General features: G+C 62.9%; 12 protein-coding genes. 4 read left to right on the forward strand and 8 right to left on the reverse strand.

Features of this window, described 5'->3' with window-relative positions; genetic code table 11:
- The first annotated feature begins 150 nt into the window (after positions 1-150).
- Positions 151-417 carry a DUF4148 domain-containing protein gene (locus F3J19_RS03270; protein ID WP_167037559.1) on the forward strand — a complete coding sequence of 89 codons (267 nt, stop codon included), beginning with the start codon at positions 151-153 and terminating at the stop codon, positions 415-417.
- Between the two features lie 206 nt (positions 418-623).
- On the opposite strand, the gene F3J19_RS03275 is transcribed toward F3J19_RS03270, so the two are convergent.
- The 7 genes from F3J19_RS03275 to F3J19_RS03305 form a co-directional block, all read right to left on the reverse strand.
- On the reverse strand, positions 624-1,532 hold the full coding sequence (locus tag F3J19_RS03275) for a peptidyl-prolyl cis-trans isomerase (RefSeq protein WP_167037562.1): 909 nt from the start codon (positions 1,530-1,532) through the stop codon (positions 624-626).
- A gap of 127 nt (positions 1,533-1,659) precedes the next feature.
- Positions 1,660-2,847 carry a fumarylacetoacetate hydrolase family protein gene (locus tag F3J19_RS03280; protein ID WP_167037565.1) on the reverse strand — a complete coding sequence of 396 codons (1,188 nt, stop codon included), beginning with the start codon at positions 2,845-2,847 and terminating at the stop codon, positions 1,660-1,662.
- A gap of 83 nt (positions 2,848-2,930) precedes the next feature.
- Positions 2,931-4,715 carry an IlvD/Edd family dehydratase gene (locus tag F3J19_RS03285; protein WP_167037568.1) on the reverse strand — a complete coding sequence of 595 codons (1,785 nt, stop codon included), beginning with the start codon at positions 4,713-4,715 and terminating at the stop codon, positions 2,931-2,933.
- 211 nt (positions 4,716-4,926) lie between these two features.
- Positions 4,927-5,922 carry a LacI family DNA-binding transcriptional regulator gene (locus F3J19_RS03290; RefSeq protein ID WP_167037571.1) on the reverse strand — a complete coding sequence of 332 codons (996 nt, stop codon included), beginning with the start codon at positions 5,920-5,922 and terminating at the stop codon, positions 4,927-4,929.
- A gap of 128 nt (positions 5,923-6,050) precedes the next feature.
- Positions 6,051-7,622: an alpha/beta hydrolase gene (locus tag F3J19_RS03295; RefSeq protein WP_167037574.1), complete on the reverse strand. Its 1,572-nt coding sequence runs from the start codon at positions 7,620-7,622 to the stop codon at positions 6,051-6,053.
- Between the two features lie 468 nt (positions 7,623-8,090).
- Entirely contained in the window at positions 8,091-8,306 is a 216-nt protein-coding gene (locus F3J19_RS03300) for a YMGG-like glycine zipper-containing protein (RefSeq protein WP_167037577.1), read from the reverse strand.
- Positions 8,307-8,317: 11 nt separating this feature from the next.
- Positions 8,318-8,695: a hypothetical protein gene (locus F3J19_RS03305; RefSeq protein WP_167037580.1), complete on the reverse strand. Its 378-nt coding sequence runs from the start codon at positions 8,693-8,695 to the stop codon at positions 8,318-8,320.
- A 761-nt stretch (positions 8,696-9,456) separates the two neighbouring features.
- Between F3J19_RS03305 and F3J19_RS03310 the strand changes: the two genes are divergently transcribed.
- Both F3J19_RS03310 and F3J19_RS03315 read left to right on the forward strand, forming a co-directional pair.
- Positions 9,457-9,969: a helix-turn-helix transcriptional regulator gene (locus tag F3J19_RS03310; RefSeq protein WP_167037583.1), complete on the forward strand. Its 513-nt coding sequence runs from the start codon at positions 9,457-9,459 to the stop codon at positions 9,967-9,969.
- A gap of 2 nt (positions 9,970-9,971) precedes the next feature.
- Complete coding sequence (locus F3J19_RS03315) at positions 9,972-11,297, forward strand: type II toxin-antitoxin system HipA family toxin (protein WP_167037586.1); 1,326 nt, start codon at positions 9,972-9,974, stop codon at positions 11,295-11,297.
- Between the two features lie 25 nt (positions 11,298-11,322).
- Here the strand turns inward: F3J19_RS03315 and F3J19_RS03320 are convergent, their stop codons facing one another.
- Entirely contained in the window at positions 11,323-12,000 is a 678-nt protein-coding gene (locus F3J19_RS03320) for an FCD domain-containing protein (RefSeq protein WP_167037589.1), read from the reverse strand.
- A gap of 217 nt (positions 12,001-12,217) precedes the next feature.
- Here F3J19_RS03320 and F3J19_RS03325 point away from each other — a divergent pair, with 217 nt between their 5' ends.
- Positions 12,218-14,002 (forward strand): gamma-glutamyltransferase family protein, encoded by a 1,785-nt coding sequence (locus F3J19_RS03325; protein ID WP_167037592.1) that lies wholly within the window; start codon positions 12,218-12,220, stop codon positions 14,000-14,002.
- Positions 14,003-14,004 lie beyond the last annotated feature (2 nt).

Consider the following 14,004-nt stretch of genomic DNA (forward strand, 5'->3'; position numbering starts at 1 on the left):
GCAGGCCTAGCTATCTCAAAATTATTCCAGTTTTCGAAACAGTGAGTTTGTGAATTAGGTATTTACCCTAGTGTTCCGTTCCCCTAAACTGCCTTCATCGCTGCAGACAAACCAGTTCGCAGCCGAACAAGATAAATTTGGAGGTAGGTCATGAAATCGCTCATTCAAGCTGTGGTTATCGCCGCTACTCTTGCTGCTCCGGTCGCTGTTTTCGCTCAATCGAACCAGCCCGTGACCCGCGCACAAGTCCGCGAAGAGCTGATCCAGATCGAAAAGGCAGGTTACAACCCGGCACTGTCGAACCCGAATGAATATCCGGGCAACATCCAGGCTGCCGAAGCTCGCGTTGCCGCGCAAAACAGCGCAGTTGGCGGTGTGAACAGCGGTTCGTCGCAGCAAGGCCACGCAGCCCAGTAAGCCATCAGTAATCTGTCCGGTAGCCGGAAAGAAGAATGGCTGTAGCCGTACCTGTCGGAGCGCTCTGCCGTTAGTGCTTCGACCGTTTCCCCTGCTGGCCCGCCATCGCGGTTGAATGCGATGGCGGGCCAGTTCCGTTTCAGGGCGGCCTTGAACCCGCATGCCTCGCACGCCTCATTAGCAGCACCCTGTATGGCTGCGTCCTGTCACGGCTGGATGCTGGCGCCCTTGATCTGCGCAGCGGTGAAGTCGGTGGCGGCCTTCTGCAGCGCGAGCGTCTCCAACTGCTGACGCAGCATCCCCTGCGCCTGGTCGAACGCCGGAACCTGTGTCGGGCGCTTCGCGTCGAGCTTGACGATCGTCCAGACATTGCCCACCTGGAACGGCTGCGGCGTCATTCCGCCCACCGGCAACTGCGCGATGGTCTGCGCAAGCGCCACCGGCAAACCCTGCGTCCTGCCCTCGGTCACCGGCACCGGGAAACTGACCCACGGCATCTCGCCGCCGCTCTCCTTGCTCGGCGCCACGCTGTACTCTTTCGCCAGGGCCTCGAATGGCTGGCCCGCCTTCAATTTATCGACGACCTTTTTCGCGGTCGCATCGTCGCCCACGGTGATGATGCGCGGCTTGAACTCGTCCTTGCCGAGCGAAGCGACGATGGCGTCGTAACGCGCCCTCACCTGAGCGTCCGTGACCGCCTCGGGGTGAATGCTGTCCTTCAGATACAACTGGATCTCGGTGCTGACCTTCGCCGCCGCCGGCGCCTGCCGCACTTCCGGCTTCTGATCGTAGTGGGCCTTCTCCGCGTTCTGCCGCAGCACCTCGCGCGCCACCAGCCCGCTGCCGAGCAGCTGGCGCAATTGCGGTGTGTCGGGCTGCCCGGTCTTTGCCGTGACCGTCCGCACGGCGTCGTCGAGTTCGCTGCGCGCCACCGGCACGCCGTTGACGACAGCTACCGCGCCGGCGGGCAGGTTCGATGCGGGCGCATCGGCTGTATGCGTGATCTGCACCACGCCCTGGTCGATGTCGGCGACCTGTCTGCACAGACAGGCGCATTCGACATTGCAGACAGGCGGAAACAGCGAGCGACGGCGAGTGCCGTCATGATTCGCCATCGGCCGTCACCGGCGCTGATTGCACGGGTGAGTCTGGCGACAGGCTGGCAGTCCCTCGCCGCACCGCGACGAGGGTTCATGGCGCGAAGGGCTCGCGCCGTCGATATTCAAACTCGCGACAACGGCGTCACGCGGCACCCAGCAGACCACGGACCGCGAGATTGCGATACAGCGCCCGCACGCCGAACGTCCACGGTTCGATTTCCGTCGAGAGGCGCACGGTGTTGATCAGCGCGCCGAGTTGCGGCGTCGAGATCGTCACGCGATCACCGAGGTGATGCGTGAAGCCGCCGCCGGGCGCGTCGCGGTCCTTGATCGGCGAGAACATCGTGCCGAGGAACAGCATAAAACCGTCCGGATACTGGTGATGGCGGCCGCAGGTTTGCGCGACGAGGTCGGCCGGGTCGCGGCTGATCTCGCTCATATGGCTTACGCCGTCGAGCACGAAGTCGTCGTCGGCGCCTTCGACACGCAGCGACACGCTCGCGCTGCGCACCGAGTCGAGCGAGAACGTGTCGTCGAACAGACGCACGAACGGGCCGATCGCGCACGAGCCGTTGTTGTCCTTGCACTTGCCGAGCAGCAGCGCCGAGCGGCCCTCGATGTCGCGCAGGTTCACGTCGTTGCCGAGTGCCGCGCCGACGATGCCGCCGCGGCTATTCACCGCGAGCACGATCTCCGGTTCCGGGTTGTTCCACACCGACGCGGCGAGCAGGCCGACGTCCGCGCCGAAGCCAACCGCCGACATCGGCTGCGACTTGGAAAATACTTCGGCATCCGGACCAATTCCGACTTCCATGTATTGCGACCACGCATTGCGCCGTTCGAGTTCGGCCTTCAGCTTCATCGCGGCTTCCGAGCCTGGCCTGATCTTCGACAGGTCCGTGCCGATCGTCTGCGCGATCGTCTCGCGCACTTCCGTTGCCCTCGCCGGATCGCCGCCCGCCTGTTCCTCGATCACACGCTCGATCAGGCTGACCGCGAACGTGACGCCGCAGGCCTTGATCGCCTGCACGTCGCACGGCGCGAGCAAACGCACGGCCGGCACGCCGGCGCCAGCCAGATTCGCCTCGATCAGCTGCGCGACCGGCCCGAGCGATATGCCCGGCGTGCTGCGCGTAAACTGCGCGGCATCGTCGCGCTCGAACAGATCCGCGGTGGTCGGCACCGCCGCGGTGATGTCGAACACCTCGCCGCCGCGCACGACGACCACGCAGGGTCCTTCGTGCTGTTCGGTCTTGCGCCACACGCGGCCGACGAGCAACGCGTCGTTCAGGTCGCCAGGAAGAAAGCGGGAAGGGGACGTTGCGGACATGGAACGGGCTCTTTCGGATAAGTGGGGAACGGGCAAGGCCGGGCGTCGCATCGCCTGCGAAGCCCGGTCTTGTCACCTGCATGTCAATGCGAATGCCGCGGATTGCCACGCTCGGCAATCACCTTCAGATAGAGCGTTGCCGGTTCGAGACAGCCGCCGGTCGAAAGCTGGCCGACCGTCTTGCGATACAACTCCTGCCACGGCGTCTGCGCGGGCGGAATCTCGAACTGCATGGTTTCGCGGCGTCGCGCGAGTTCTGCTTCGTCGACCAGCACGTCGACGCGGCGCGAATTCAGATCGACATGAATGCGGTCGTTCGTGCGCAGCAACGCGAGGCCGCCGCCCACCGCCGCTTCCGGCGACATGTTCAGAATCGACGGACTCGCGGACGTGCCGCTCTGACGTCCGTCGCCGAGCGTCGGCAGCGAAGTGATGCCCTCGCGCACGAGCGCCGCCGGCGGTGCCATGTTGACGACCTCGGCGCTGCCCGGATAGCCGACCGTGCCCGCACCGCGAATCACGAGAATGCAACGCTCGTCGATCGCGAGCGACGGATCGTTGATGCGCGCGTGATAGTCCTCGGGACCGTCGAACACGATCGCGCGTGCCTCGAAGCTGTTTTCCGCGCCGGGCTCGCTCAGGTAGGTCTTGCGGAACGCCTCGCCGACCACCGACATCTTCATGATCGCGCTGTCGAAGAAGTTGCCCGACAGCACCATGAAGCCCGCGCCGTGCTTGAGCGGATCGTCCGTCGTCCTGATGACCTCGCGATCCGGCGTGGGCGCGGCCGCTGCGATCTCGCCCATCGTGCGGCCCGACACGGTCAGGCATTGCTCGTGCACGAGGCCGCCCTTCGCAAGCTCGCGCATCACGGCAGGCACGCCGCCGGCGCGATGGAAGCTCTCGCCGAGATATTCGCCAGCGGGCATGCAGTTGACGATCAGCGGCACCTGTTCACCGACTCGCTGCCAGTCGTCGAGACTCAGTTCGACGCCCATGTGCCGCGCGATCGCGATCAGGTGCGGCGGACAGTTGGTCGACGCACCGAGCGCCGACGCGACCACGATCGCGTTTTCAAAGGCTTGCTTCGTCATGATCCGCGACGGCCGCACATCCTCGCGCACCAGATCGACAATGCGCTTGCCGGTCACGTAGGCCATCTGGCCGCGCTCGCGGTACGCGGCCGGAATGCTCGCGCAGCCGGGCAGCGACATGCCGAGCGCTTCGGCAAGGCTGTTCATCGACAAGGCCGTGCCCATCGTGTTGCAATGGCCGATCGACGGCGAGGACGCCGTGGTCAACTCCATGAAGCCTTCGTAGTCGATCTCGCCGGCCGCGAGCAGATTGCGCGCATGCCAGATCACGGTGCCCGACCCGATGCGCTTGCCGTCGTGCCAGCCATCGAGCATCGGGCCGCCGGACAGCACGATCGCCGGCATGTCGACGGTGGCCGCCGCCATCAGGCAGGCGGGCGTGGTCTTGTCGCAGCCGGTGGTCAGCACCACGCCGTCGAGCGGGAAACCATGCAGGATTTCGACGAGGCCCAGATACGCGAGATTGCGGTCGAGCGCGGCGGTCGGCCGACGGCTCTGCTCGGCGAGCGGATGTACCGGAAATTCCATCGGAATGCCGCCCGCGTCGCGAATGCCGGCCTTCGTGCGTGCCGTGAGCTCGATGTGATGCCGGTTGCACGGCGCGAGGTCACTGCCCGTCTGCGCGATGCCGATGATCGGCCGGCCCGATTGCAGTTCTTCGCGCGTCAGACCGTAGTTCATGAAACGCTCGACGTACAGCGCCGTCATATCCGCGTGCGCGGGATCGTCGAACCATTCCTGGCTGCGCAGCCGGCGTGGGTTGGATGCTGACATGATGCTTCTCTCTGTCCTGAGGGTTACCTGGGCGTGTATAGTTACCGGTAACATATAGGTTCGCCGATGTTACGCGTGGCGTGGCATCCGAACAACCAAGGGATATCCCTGGCTGCTTATGTGGCCCTGCAAAGCGCCTCGTGATTCAGGAGCCCCGGCGATGCCGTACGGCGCCGCTACGCCTGCGGCCTGCGTACCGGCTCAGGTATTTTCAGGCGCTTTCACGCGGAATCACCGTGAAGTCGATCTTTACCGCTTTCCTATGCGGCTCGCGCCCGGCCTCGCGATCGGCCAGCGCGGCGAGCAATGTCTCGCCCGCCCGCAAGCCGATTCCGTATGCGTCCACCGACACGGTCGTCATCGTCGGCTGGCAGCACCACGACACCTCGAAGTTGCCGAAACCGGCGATGGCGATATCGTCCGGCACCGACAGCCCGCGGCGATGGCACTCCATGATTGCGCCGAACGCCGACATGTCGCTCACGCACATCACGGCCTCGGTATCGGGCCACGTTTCGAGCAAGGCACCGAGCGCCGGCGCGCCATGACTCATGGTGATCGGCGAATCGCCGAGCCGGATCACGCGCGGCGCGCCGAGCCCGAGCGCCTTCATTTCGGCGACGTAACCGCGCATCCGGTCAAGGCCGCGTCGGTCGCGTTCGCTCTCGCCCGCGATAAAACCGATGCGCCGATACCCGCGTTCATGCAGATGCCGGAGCATTGCGCGCGCCGCCGCCGAGTTCGAAAAGCCGACGGCCGTATCGATCGGATCGGCCGGCAAGTCCCACATCTCGACAACCGGGATGCCGGCGCGCTGCAACAGCATGCGCGTCGCCTCGGTATGCCGGCTGCCCGTCAGCGCGACGCAGCGCGGCTGATGACGCAGCATCGAACGCACGAGCAGTTCTTCCTGGTCGAGACGGTAGTCGGTGTCGCCGAGCAGGAGCTGCAAACCGTGCGGGCTCAACGCGGCATTGAGCCCGCGCACCGTGTCCGAGAAGTTCGAGCTCGACAGCGACGGCACCAGCACCGCGACGAACTCCGAGCGTCCCGACGACAACGCGCCCGCCGCCGCATCGGCGACGTAGCCAAGTTCGTCGATGACCTTCATGACCCGCTCGCGAGTCGTCTGCGACACGCTGCGTCCCGCGAGCACACGCGAGACGGTCATCTTCGAAACGCCCGCGCGCCGGGCAACATCGGACATGCGGGGCGGAACAGGTGGCCTGGACGTCATGGTGTGGCGCGGGGCGAGTACGCGAAAGTCACGGAACGCACATCATACCTGGCGACGCTCACCGCCGGCCCGATTCAAAACGCCCGCACTTCAAGTGCTCAAGGCTCTGGCTCGCCGGAACCGGCCTGCTCGAGCGCATTGAGTTCTTCCTCAGCATCTTCGGGCTGCCCCGCTGCGGTTTCATGTGTACGCGGCGGCGATTTGACGACCGCCGGCGGCAACCTGCCGATGCCTTCGTCGATACGTTGCAGCAGATACGGGAAGAACGGATTCGACGCGATGCGAAACATCGAGTCGAGCGTCAGAATCAAGGTGCCGCGTTCACCACGTGGCGCGAGTGTGCCGAGGTTCTCGTTGAAGTTTTCCGAGTCGTCCGGCGCAATGCCGTACAACGCATCGGTGATCGGGAACGGAATCGCGACGTGCGACAACGAGAAGATGTCCTGAGGATAATCGATGTCCAAAGGCTGCACGCGCGTTTGCACTTCGCCCGCATAGACGCTGCGCTCGATCATATGTGCCGAGTCCGGCGACGCATTGGCGATGACCGTCGTGCGATAGTTCTGCGGACCAATGCGCAGCAGCCGCGACAGCGCCGTATAAGACGCGACGCGCAGGAAAGTCCTGAAACGCACGCTGCGATTGACGTCGAACAGGACGACCTCGCTGCCGTTCTCGGGAAGCTTGTCATAGAGCAACGACATCACCGCGGGCGTGCTGACCGTGAAATCGGTCACCGACTGGAACGTGAGAATCGGCGGCAACGTAGCGAGCCGGTTCTCGCGCTCGAGCCTCGCAATCTGCTCCTGAATGACGCTCGTGAGCAGATACGACTGCCGCGCGCCATTCACCGGGAACGAGTTGTACTTGAACGGATTGAACTCCGGCACGATGCCAAGCCATGCGGCGCGCTCGAATGCCGGCAATATCGCCGGCAGTCCCGCGAGACCGGCAAAGCGCGCATAACGCGTCACGCCGATCATCGGTGAAATCAGAATGACGCGAGTCGGACGCGTAAGCGCCGGGTTCTCGATCGCATCCAGTGCATATTGCAGCGCCAGCGCGCCGCCATTCGAGAAGCCGACCAGTTCGAGCGGCTTGTCCGGGCCGATACGCCGGCGCGCTTCGCGCACTGCAAGCCGGGTGGCCGCGGCCCATTGCTGCCAGTGAACGTCGGTCAACCCGGCCGGCACGGTGCCGTGCCCCGGCAAGCGGATGCCGATCGCGACAAAACCGCGATCACGATAGTTGCGTGCGATATGCCGCAAGCTGTACGGCGAATCCGTCATGCCATGCAGCAACACCACCGCGCCAACGGGCGGCCCCGACGGTTCGAGTATGTACGAGTGATTCCAGTCGTAGGCAAAATGCGGCGGAAAGATCGGCGAGCCCTCGTAATACCGGTTCGCCGCAACGCGCTCGGACGGCTTCAGCTTTTCGACGACATTGACGCGCACGTCCTCGAAAATGCGCGCTTCCGCTTTCATATAGGCGTTCCAGTCGCCGGTGTCCATCTCTTCCGCGGTCATTTCGCGCGGCACATAGGTATGCCAGACCGACAGCGCCGGACCGCGCTGCGAGTACCATGCGCGCAGACCGAGTGCGAGTACGGCCGACAGAATCACAACCCATGCACTTATCTTGATGACCTTCAGCGACGTGCGTAGCATTCGTGTTCTCTTGATGAAGGTTGCACCGCAACGCAGACTGCTGTCCGCGTCGGACGCTGAGACCGTCGTGTCGACGGCGTTCCGGTCTGGATATCCTAAGGTCTTTTAATCATCCGTTCAAACTCTATGGCCGTTGCACGGCAGGCACTGCCGGATGATTAGCATAACGACCTGAGGTGCGCGGCGATGCCGCAAGCGCGAATGAAACAGGCCGATCAGATCGACGCGCTGCGCTATCCGGAATTCGACGCGAGGAAAACTGCACGGAATTCCCGCACTCATCGTGGGGAGGTCGTGGGGACGTCGTGGGGAAGTTGTGAAGGAGCCGATGCAACGAACACCTTTCAGCGGCATGGAAAAGATCGACTCGCCCGATGACTCGCTCAATCGGATCAAGCCATCCGGTTCATGAATAAAGTACGGGACGCGATACATGCCGCGTCCCGTACACCCCTGCTCATCGTTCCATTAGCGGCCGCGCATATTGCCGGCCACACCGCCCGCCGCACCGCCGATGATCGCGCCGGTCCAGGCATCGCCGCCCGAGATCGCCGCAATCCCCGCTCCCGCGCCGGCGCCGAGCGCGGCGCCGCTCATCGTTCCCTGCGCCTGCGGGCTCATGTCCGTGCAGCCGATCATCGCAACCAGCGTTCCGATGCTCGCGATCCATCCAAGTCGTTTCATGATCGTTCTCCTTATTGGTTTTTCTTCAGCCCGGGCACGACCATCTGGAACCAGAGGGTCTCGATCACCGGGTGCTGGATCATCGTCGGATTGGATGCGTAATAGTTGTCGAGCCCCACGCGCACGCTGTCGAGCGTCTGCCCCTGCATGCCTTTACCAAAGCGCTGCGCGATGTCGCTGGCGTTCGCCGCATTGCCGGCATAGGCGCGCTCGACTTCGATCAGATTGGCAATCCCGACGAGATAGGCTTTCTTCGCTTCCGGCGACGACTCCATCCATTGCTGACCCGTGACAATTGGAATGTTGTCCGCGCGCGCGACGTTGCTCATCACGGCCAGCGACAGGAAAGTCAGAGATAACAGCGTTCGCCATTGTGGTTTGATTGCCATTACATACTCCATGGAAATAATGTTCTCCAGCGGCCTGCCGCCGAAATATCCGCGGCATCGATCGAGTTATTTGGAAGAATGATCGGTCTCGTTCTCGTCGAATCTCCTTTTCAGGTTCACCGGGTCGGCATGGTTCATCGAATCAGGTTCAATAGAGAAATAGCTATTGCGAGACCTGAAATTCTCTCGACGAATTCAAATGGTTTGCTAACGCGCGTGCGCCTCAGGCACGCCATAGAGTCTACAGAGTTTTCTGTAATTTCCAAGCCTGCTGTCGTGCCCTTCGCGCAACAATGCTATTGAATAAATTGACGATCGAATAACGGGTAAAGGAATGCAATGCGCGTAAACACTCATCGCTTTATTGAACGAATCTTTTATATGCCGGAAGCATTACATATGAGTTTCGTCACTTTTTTGTGAAATATGATCTTCTATTTTTCCTCTCAATTTTCAATGTTTTTACATTAATCAATAAAGAGCGATTGACGTTTCAATTATTCAAATTCGATCGGTTCAGTTACGCTCGATCGCGACCTGATGGCAATAGTCTGGAATGGCTGCGAAGCAGCGAAAGAAGGGGTTGAAGCTGTTGACCGTTAGTTGCGTTAAATGTTCTATCCGCGTCACGCCGATCCGAACGGCCATATCTTCGGCATTAACAGTCTTTAGCTTGTATTTGAAAAATACAGGGTATAGACTGTACGAGTCATTTACAGGCTTTGGCCTGTTGTCACGCCGAAGCCGGCCGGAGACCTGTCGTGGACTACCCCATCAAGACGCTGAGCCAGTTGAGACCGATCCTGCAAGGCTTCAGGAAAGCCGCCGCACTCACCCAGGCCGCGATGGCCAGCCGCCTCGGCGTCACGCAGCAGACTTACGCGCAACTCGAAGCGAATCCGGCCGCCGTCAGCGTCGAACGTCTGTTCAAGGTCTTGCGGATATTGCAGGTCGATCTGAAACTCGTGCAGACCGGCGCGGCGCCAGGCGAAGCCGCCGAGGCAAGTGTCGCGCCGCCATCAACCAGCCGTGCGCCCACCCGGCGCGTCGGCGGCAAAACCACTACCACGGCAGGCATCGGCGAAAAGCGCACCACCGCAACGCCGCGCAAACAGCCAACATCGGCGGCGAAGTCCGCTCGCCCGCGAACCGCCGCGAAGAAGCCGCCCGCCAGCACGACCACGCGCCGCGCCGCGCGCGGCAATAGCGCGTCCGAACCGACGCGCGCCGCCGCGAAATCCGCAAGCACCGGCAAAAAACGCGAGGAATGGTGAGCATGGCACGCAACACACAAAGCCGCCTGAATCTGTGGATGAACGGCTTGCAGGTCGGCTATTGGGAAACGACACGCAACGGCGAGCGTTTGACGTATCTCGACGAATGGATCGACGATCCGCAAGGGCGCCCGCTCTCGCTGTCACTGCCTTTTACACCAGGCAATCAGCCATATCGCGGCCAGATCGTCGCGGACTATTTCGACAATCTGCTGCCCGACAGCGAACCGATCCGGCGCCGCATCGCCACGCGTTACCGGACCGGCAGCACCGCGCCGTTTCCATTGCTTGCCGCTCTCGGCCGCGACTGCGTCGGCGCGCTGCAGATGCTGCCGCCCGACGAAGCGCCCACCGACCTCACGAGCATCGAGGGACGCGCGCTTGGAGAAAGCGACGTCGCCGCCCTGCTGCGCGGCACGACCTCGGCGGCACCGCTCGGCCAGCACGATCCGCTCGAAGACCTGCGCCTGTCGATCGCCGGGGCGCAGGAGAAAACCGCGCTGCTTCGTCATCGCAATCGCTGGCTGCTGCCCGAAGGCAGCACGCCGACCACGCATATCTTCAAGCTGCCGCTCGGGCTCGTCGGCAACATGCGCGCCGACATGCGCACGTCGGTCGAAAACGAATGGCTCTGTTCGCACATCGTCGCCGCTTACGGCCTGCCCGTTGCCCACTGCGAAATCGCGCGCTTCGACGAAGAGAAAGCATTGATCGTCGAGCGGTTCGATCGCAGACCATCGAGCGACGCAACGTGGATCGTGCGGCTGCCGCAAGAAGACATGTGCCAGGCAACCGGCACATCGGCGCTTCATAAATACGAATCCGATGGCGGCCCGGGTATCGAGACCATCATGGAAGTACTCGCCGGCTCGTCTCGCGCCGCAACGGACCGGCGCAACTTTTTCACGACGCAGATGATTTTCTGGCTACTCGCCGCCACCGATGGCCATGCGAAGAACTTCAGCATCGCGCATCTCGCGGGCAATCGTTACGAATCGACGCCGCTTTACGACGTGCTCTCCGCGCATCCGATCATCGGTTCGGGGCCGAGCCATCTAGCCGTGCAAAGAGTGAAACTCGCGATGGCCGTTCGCGGCAAAAACGTCCACTACCTGCTCAATCAGATCCAGCGAAGACACTGGATTGCCGAAGGACAACGCACCGGTTTTTCCGCCGCGGCCGTCGAAACGATGATCGACGAACTGACCGCGCGAACCGATACGGTCATCGATGAAGTATCGTCGCAACTGCCCGACGACTTTCCGATGGACGTCGCCGATGCGGTGTTCAACGGCATGCGCCGGTTGAACAGAAAACTGGCGCAGTAGAAAAAAAGCCGGAAAAACGCATTCTTCAAATCTGCCGCGCCACGACTTCATCCACCTTCGCCGACGCGCGCCACTGAACACTCAGCAAATGCTCGCGCATGTAGCGCGCCGCCGCTTCCGCGTCGCGTGCTTTCAGCGCATTGACGATCTCCTGGTGCTGCTGCGCGAAATACTGCCGCGTCTCCTGCGCGGCCGTTTTTTCGCGGACCTCCGGTTTCACACGCATACCGTTGATGACTTCCATCAACGCAATCAGCGCGGGATTTCGCGTAGCCTGGCCAATCAGCAGATGAAAGCGGTGATCCCATTGCTGCCATTCGTCGTCGGTTTTCGCGGCAGCATTTTTACGCGCGCACTTTTCCAGCTCCTGCAGATCGTCACCGCTCGCCTTCGTCGCCGCCAGTGCGACAAGCGCCGGTTCGAACAGCAGGCGCATTTCGGCGATGTCCGCCGGACTGGTGCCGACGCGCAGCCCCCGCAGCGTAGGCGCGAACTTTAGCGGCCGGGCGCCGAGATAAGTGCCACGGCCGACGCCACGCCACACGCGGCCCGAGGCTTCCATCGACGCCAGCGCCGAGCGCAACTCGCGGCGGCTCACGCCCAGTTCTTCCGCAAGCGTCCGTTCGGGCGGCAGCGCATCGCCATCCTTCAGGCGATGCTGGGCAATGTAGTCGAGCAACGCATCCAGTACTGGCTTTTCCATTTTTTCCGAACCAATATTAATTGGTTTAAACGATATCAGAATCCCGGCGAGACCGCACGCCGTCCTTCAGGGTATTTTTTATCCGCTATACTGGCCGTGTATATCGGGTTAACACCGGGTGCAACCGGGTTGCATTAGCCTTACTCTTCTATCTTTTACAATGGAACCATTCATAATTGGTTCTATCATTGGTCCCGCTGTCGCAAAGGAGTCGCGCATGTCGTTTACAACCCGTCCGGAACTGATCGGCACCTTCGGTATGGTGTCCTCGACACATTGGCTCGCGAGCGCCTCGGCAATGGCCACCCTCGAAAAAGGCGGCAATGCGTTCGATGCCGCCGCGGCAGCCGGCTTCGTGCTGCAGATCGTCGAGCCGCATCTGAATGGTCCGGGCGGCGAACTGCCGGTCGTGTTCTATAGCGCGCGCGAAGACCGGGTGCGCGTACTGTGCGGCCAGGGCGTAACGCCCGAGCGCATGACCATCGAACGGATGCGCAACCTGGGGCTCGACGTCGTGCCGGGCACGGGTCTGCTGCCCGCCGTGGTGCCGGGCGCGTTCGGCGCATGGATGGCCATGCTGCGCGATTACGGCCAGTTGCCGCTCGAAGACGTGCTGAGCTACGCGATCGGTTACGCGGAAAACGGCTATCCGGTGCTGCCGCGCATGGCGGCGTCGATCCTTGCGATCAAGGACTTCTTCCGCACCGAATGGACCACCTCGGCCGAGCAGTGGCTGCGCAACGGCGAAGTGCCGACGCCCAACCATCTGTTCGCCAATCCCGCGATCGCAGAGACCTACAAGCGCATCCTGCGCGAAGCGAATACGCGCAGCGACCGCGCCGAACAATGCGAACGCGCGCGCGACGTGTTCTATCGCGGCTTCGTCGCCGATGCGATCGACCAGTATTTCCGTTCGACGGCCGTGCTCGACACCTCGGGCCAGCGCAATTACGGCCTGCTCGATGCAGGCGATATGGCGCGTTGGGAGCCCACCTACGAAGACCCGGTCTCGTACGACTACGCGGGCCTGCGCGTTCACAAGACCGGACCGTGGGGCCAGGGGCCGATGTTCCTGCAGCAGCTCGCGCTGCTCAAGGGTTTCGATCTCGGCGCGATGGACCCGCTCGGGCCGGACTTCGTTCATACGGTCATCGAGTGTTCGAAGCTCGCATTTGCCGATCGCGACGTGTTCTACGGCGACCCCGCGTTTTCGCATGTGCCGATGGACGTGCTGCTCAGCGACGCCTACAACGACGAGCGCCGCAAGCTCGTCGATCCGCGCCGCGCGTCGTTCGAATTCCGCCCAGGGCAACTCGGCGACAGCGAACAGCGCGCTGCGCGCATCATCGCGAATGCCGGCCGCGAACAGGCGGGCGGCTTCGGCCAGGGCGAACCGACGTTCGCGCCGCTGCCTGAACTGCGCGGCGATACGGTGCATCTCGACGTCGTCGACCGCTGGGGCAACATGGTTTCGGCCACGCCGTCCGGCGGCTGGCTGCAGGCGTCGCCGGCAGTGCCCGGCCTCGGCTTCAACGTCACGACGCGCGCGCAGATGTTCTGGATGGAAGAGGGCCTGCCTTCGTCGCTCGGTCCGGGCCGCCGTCCGCGCACCACGCTGTCGCCCACGCTCGTCACGCGCGACGGCAAGCCCTACGCGGCCTTCGGCACGCCGGGCGGCGATCAGCAGGATCAATGGTCGCTGCAGCTATTCCTCAAGCACGTGCATGGCGGCATGAACTTCCAGGCCGCCGTCGATGCGCCGTCGTTCCAGACCGCGCACTTCCCCGGCTCGTTCTATCCGCGTGCGATGCAGCTCGGCAAGATGTCCGCCGAGTCGCGCTTCCCGGAAAGCACGCTCGCCGAGTTGCGCGCGCGCGGTCACGACCTGACCGTCGCGGAACCGTGGGCGCTGGGCCGCGTGTGCGCGGTCAGCATCAGAAACGGTTTGCTGCGAGGCGCCGCCACGCCGCGTCAGATGCAAGCCTACGCAATCGGGCGATAAGC

Source organism: Burkholderia sp. Ax-1724, assembly GCF_011752995.1.
In the GTDB taxonomy this organism is placed as follows: Bacteria; Pseudomonadota; Gammaproteobacteria; order Burkholderiales; family Burkholderiaceae; genus Paraburkholderia.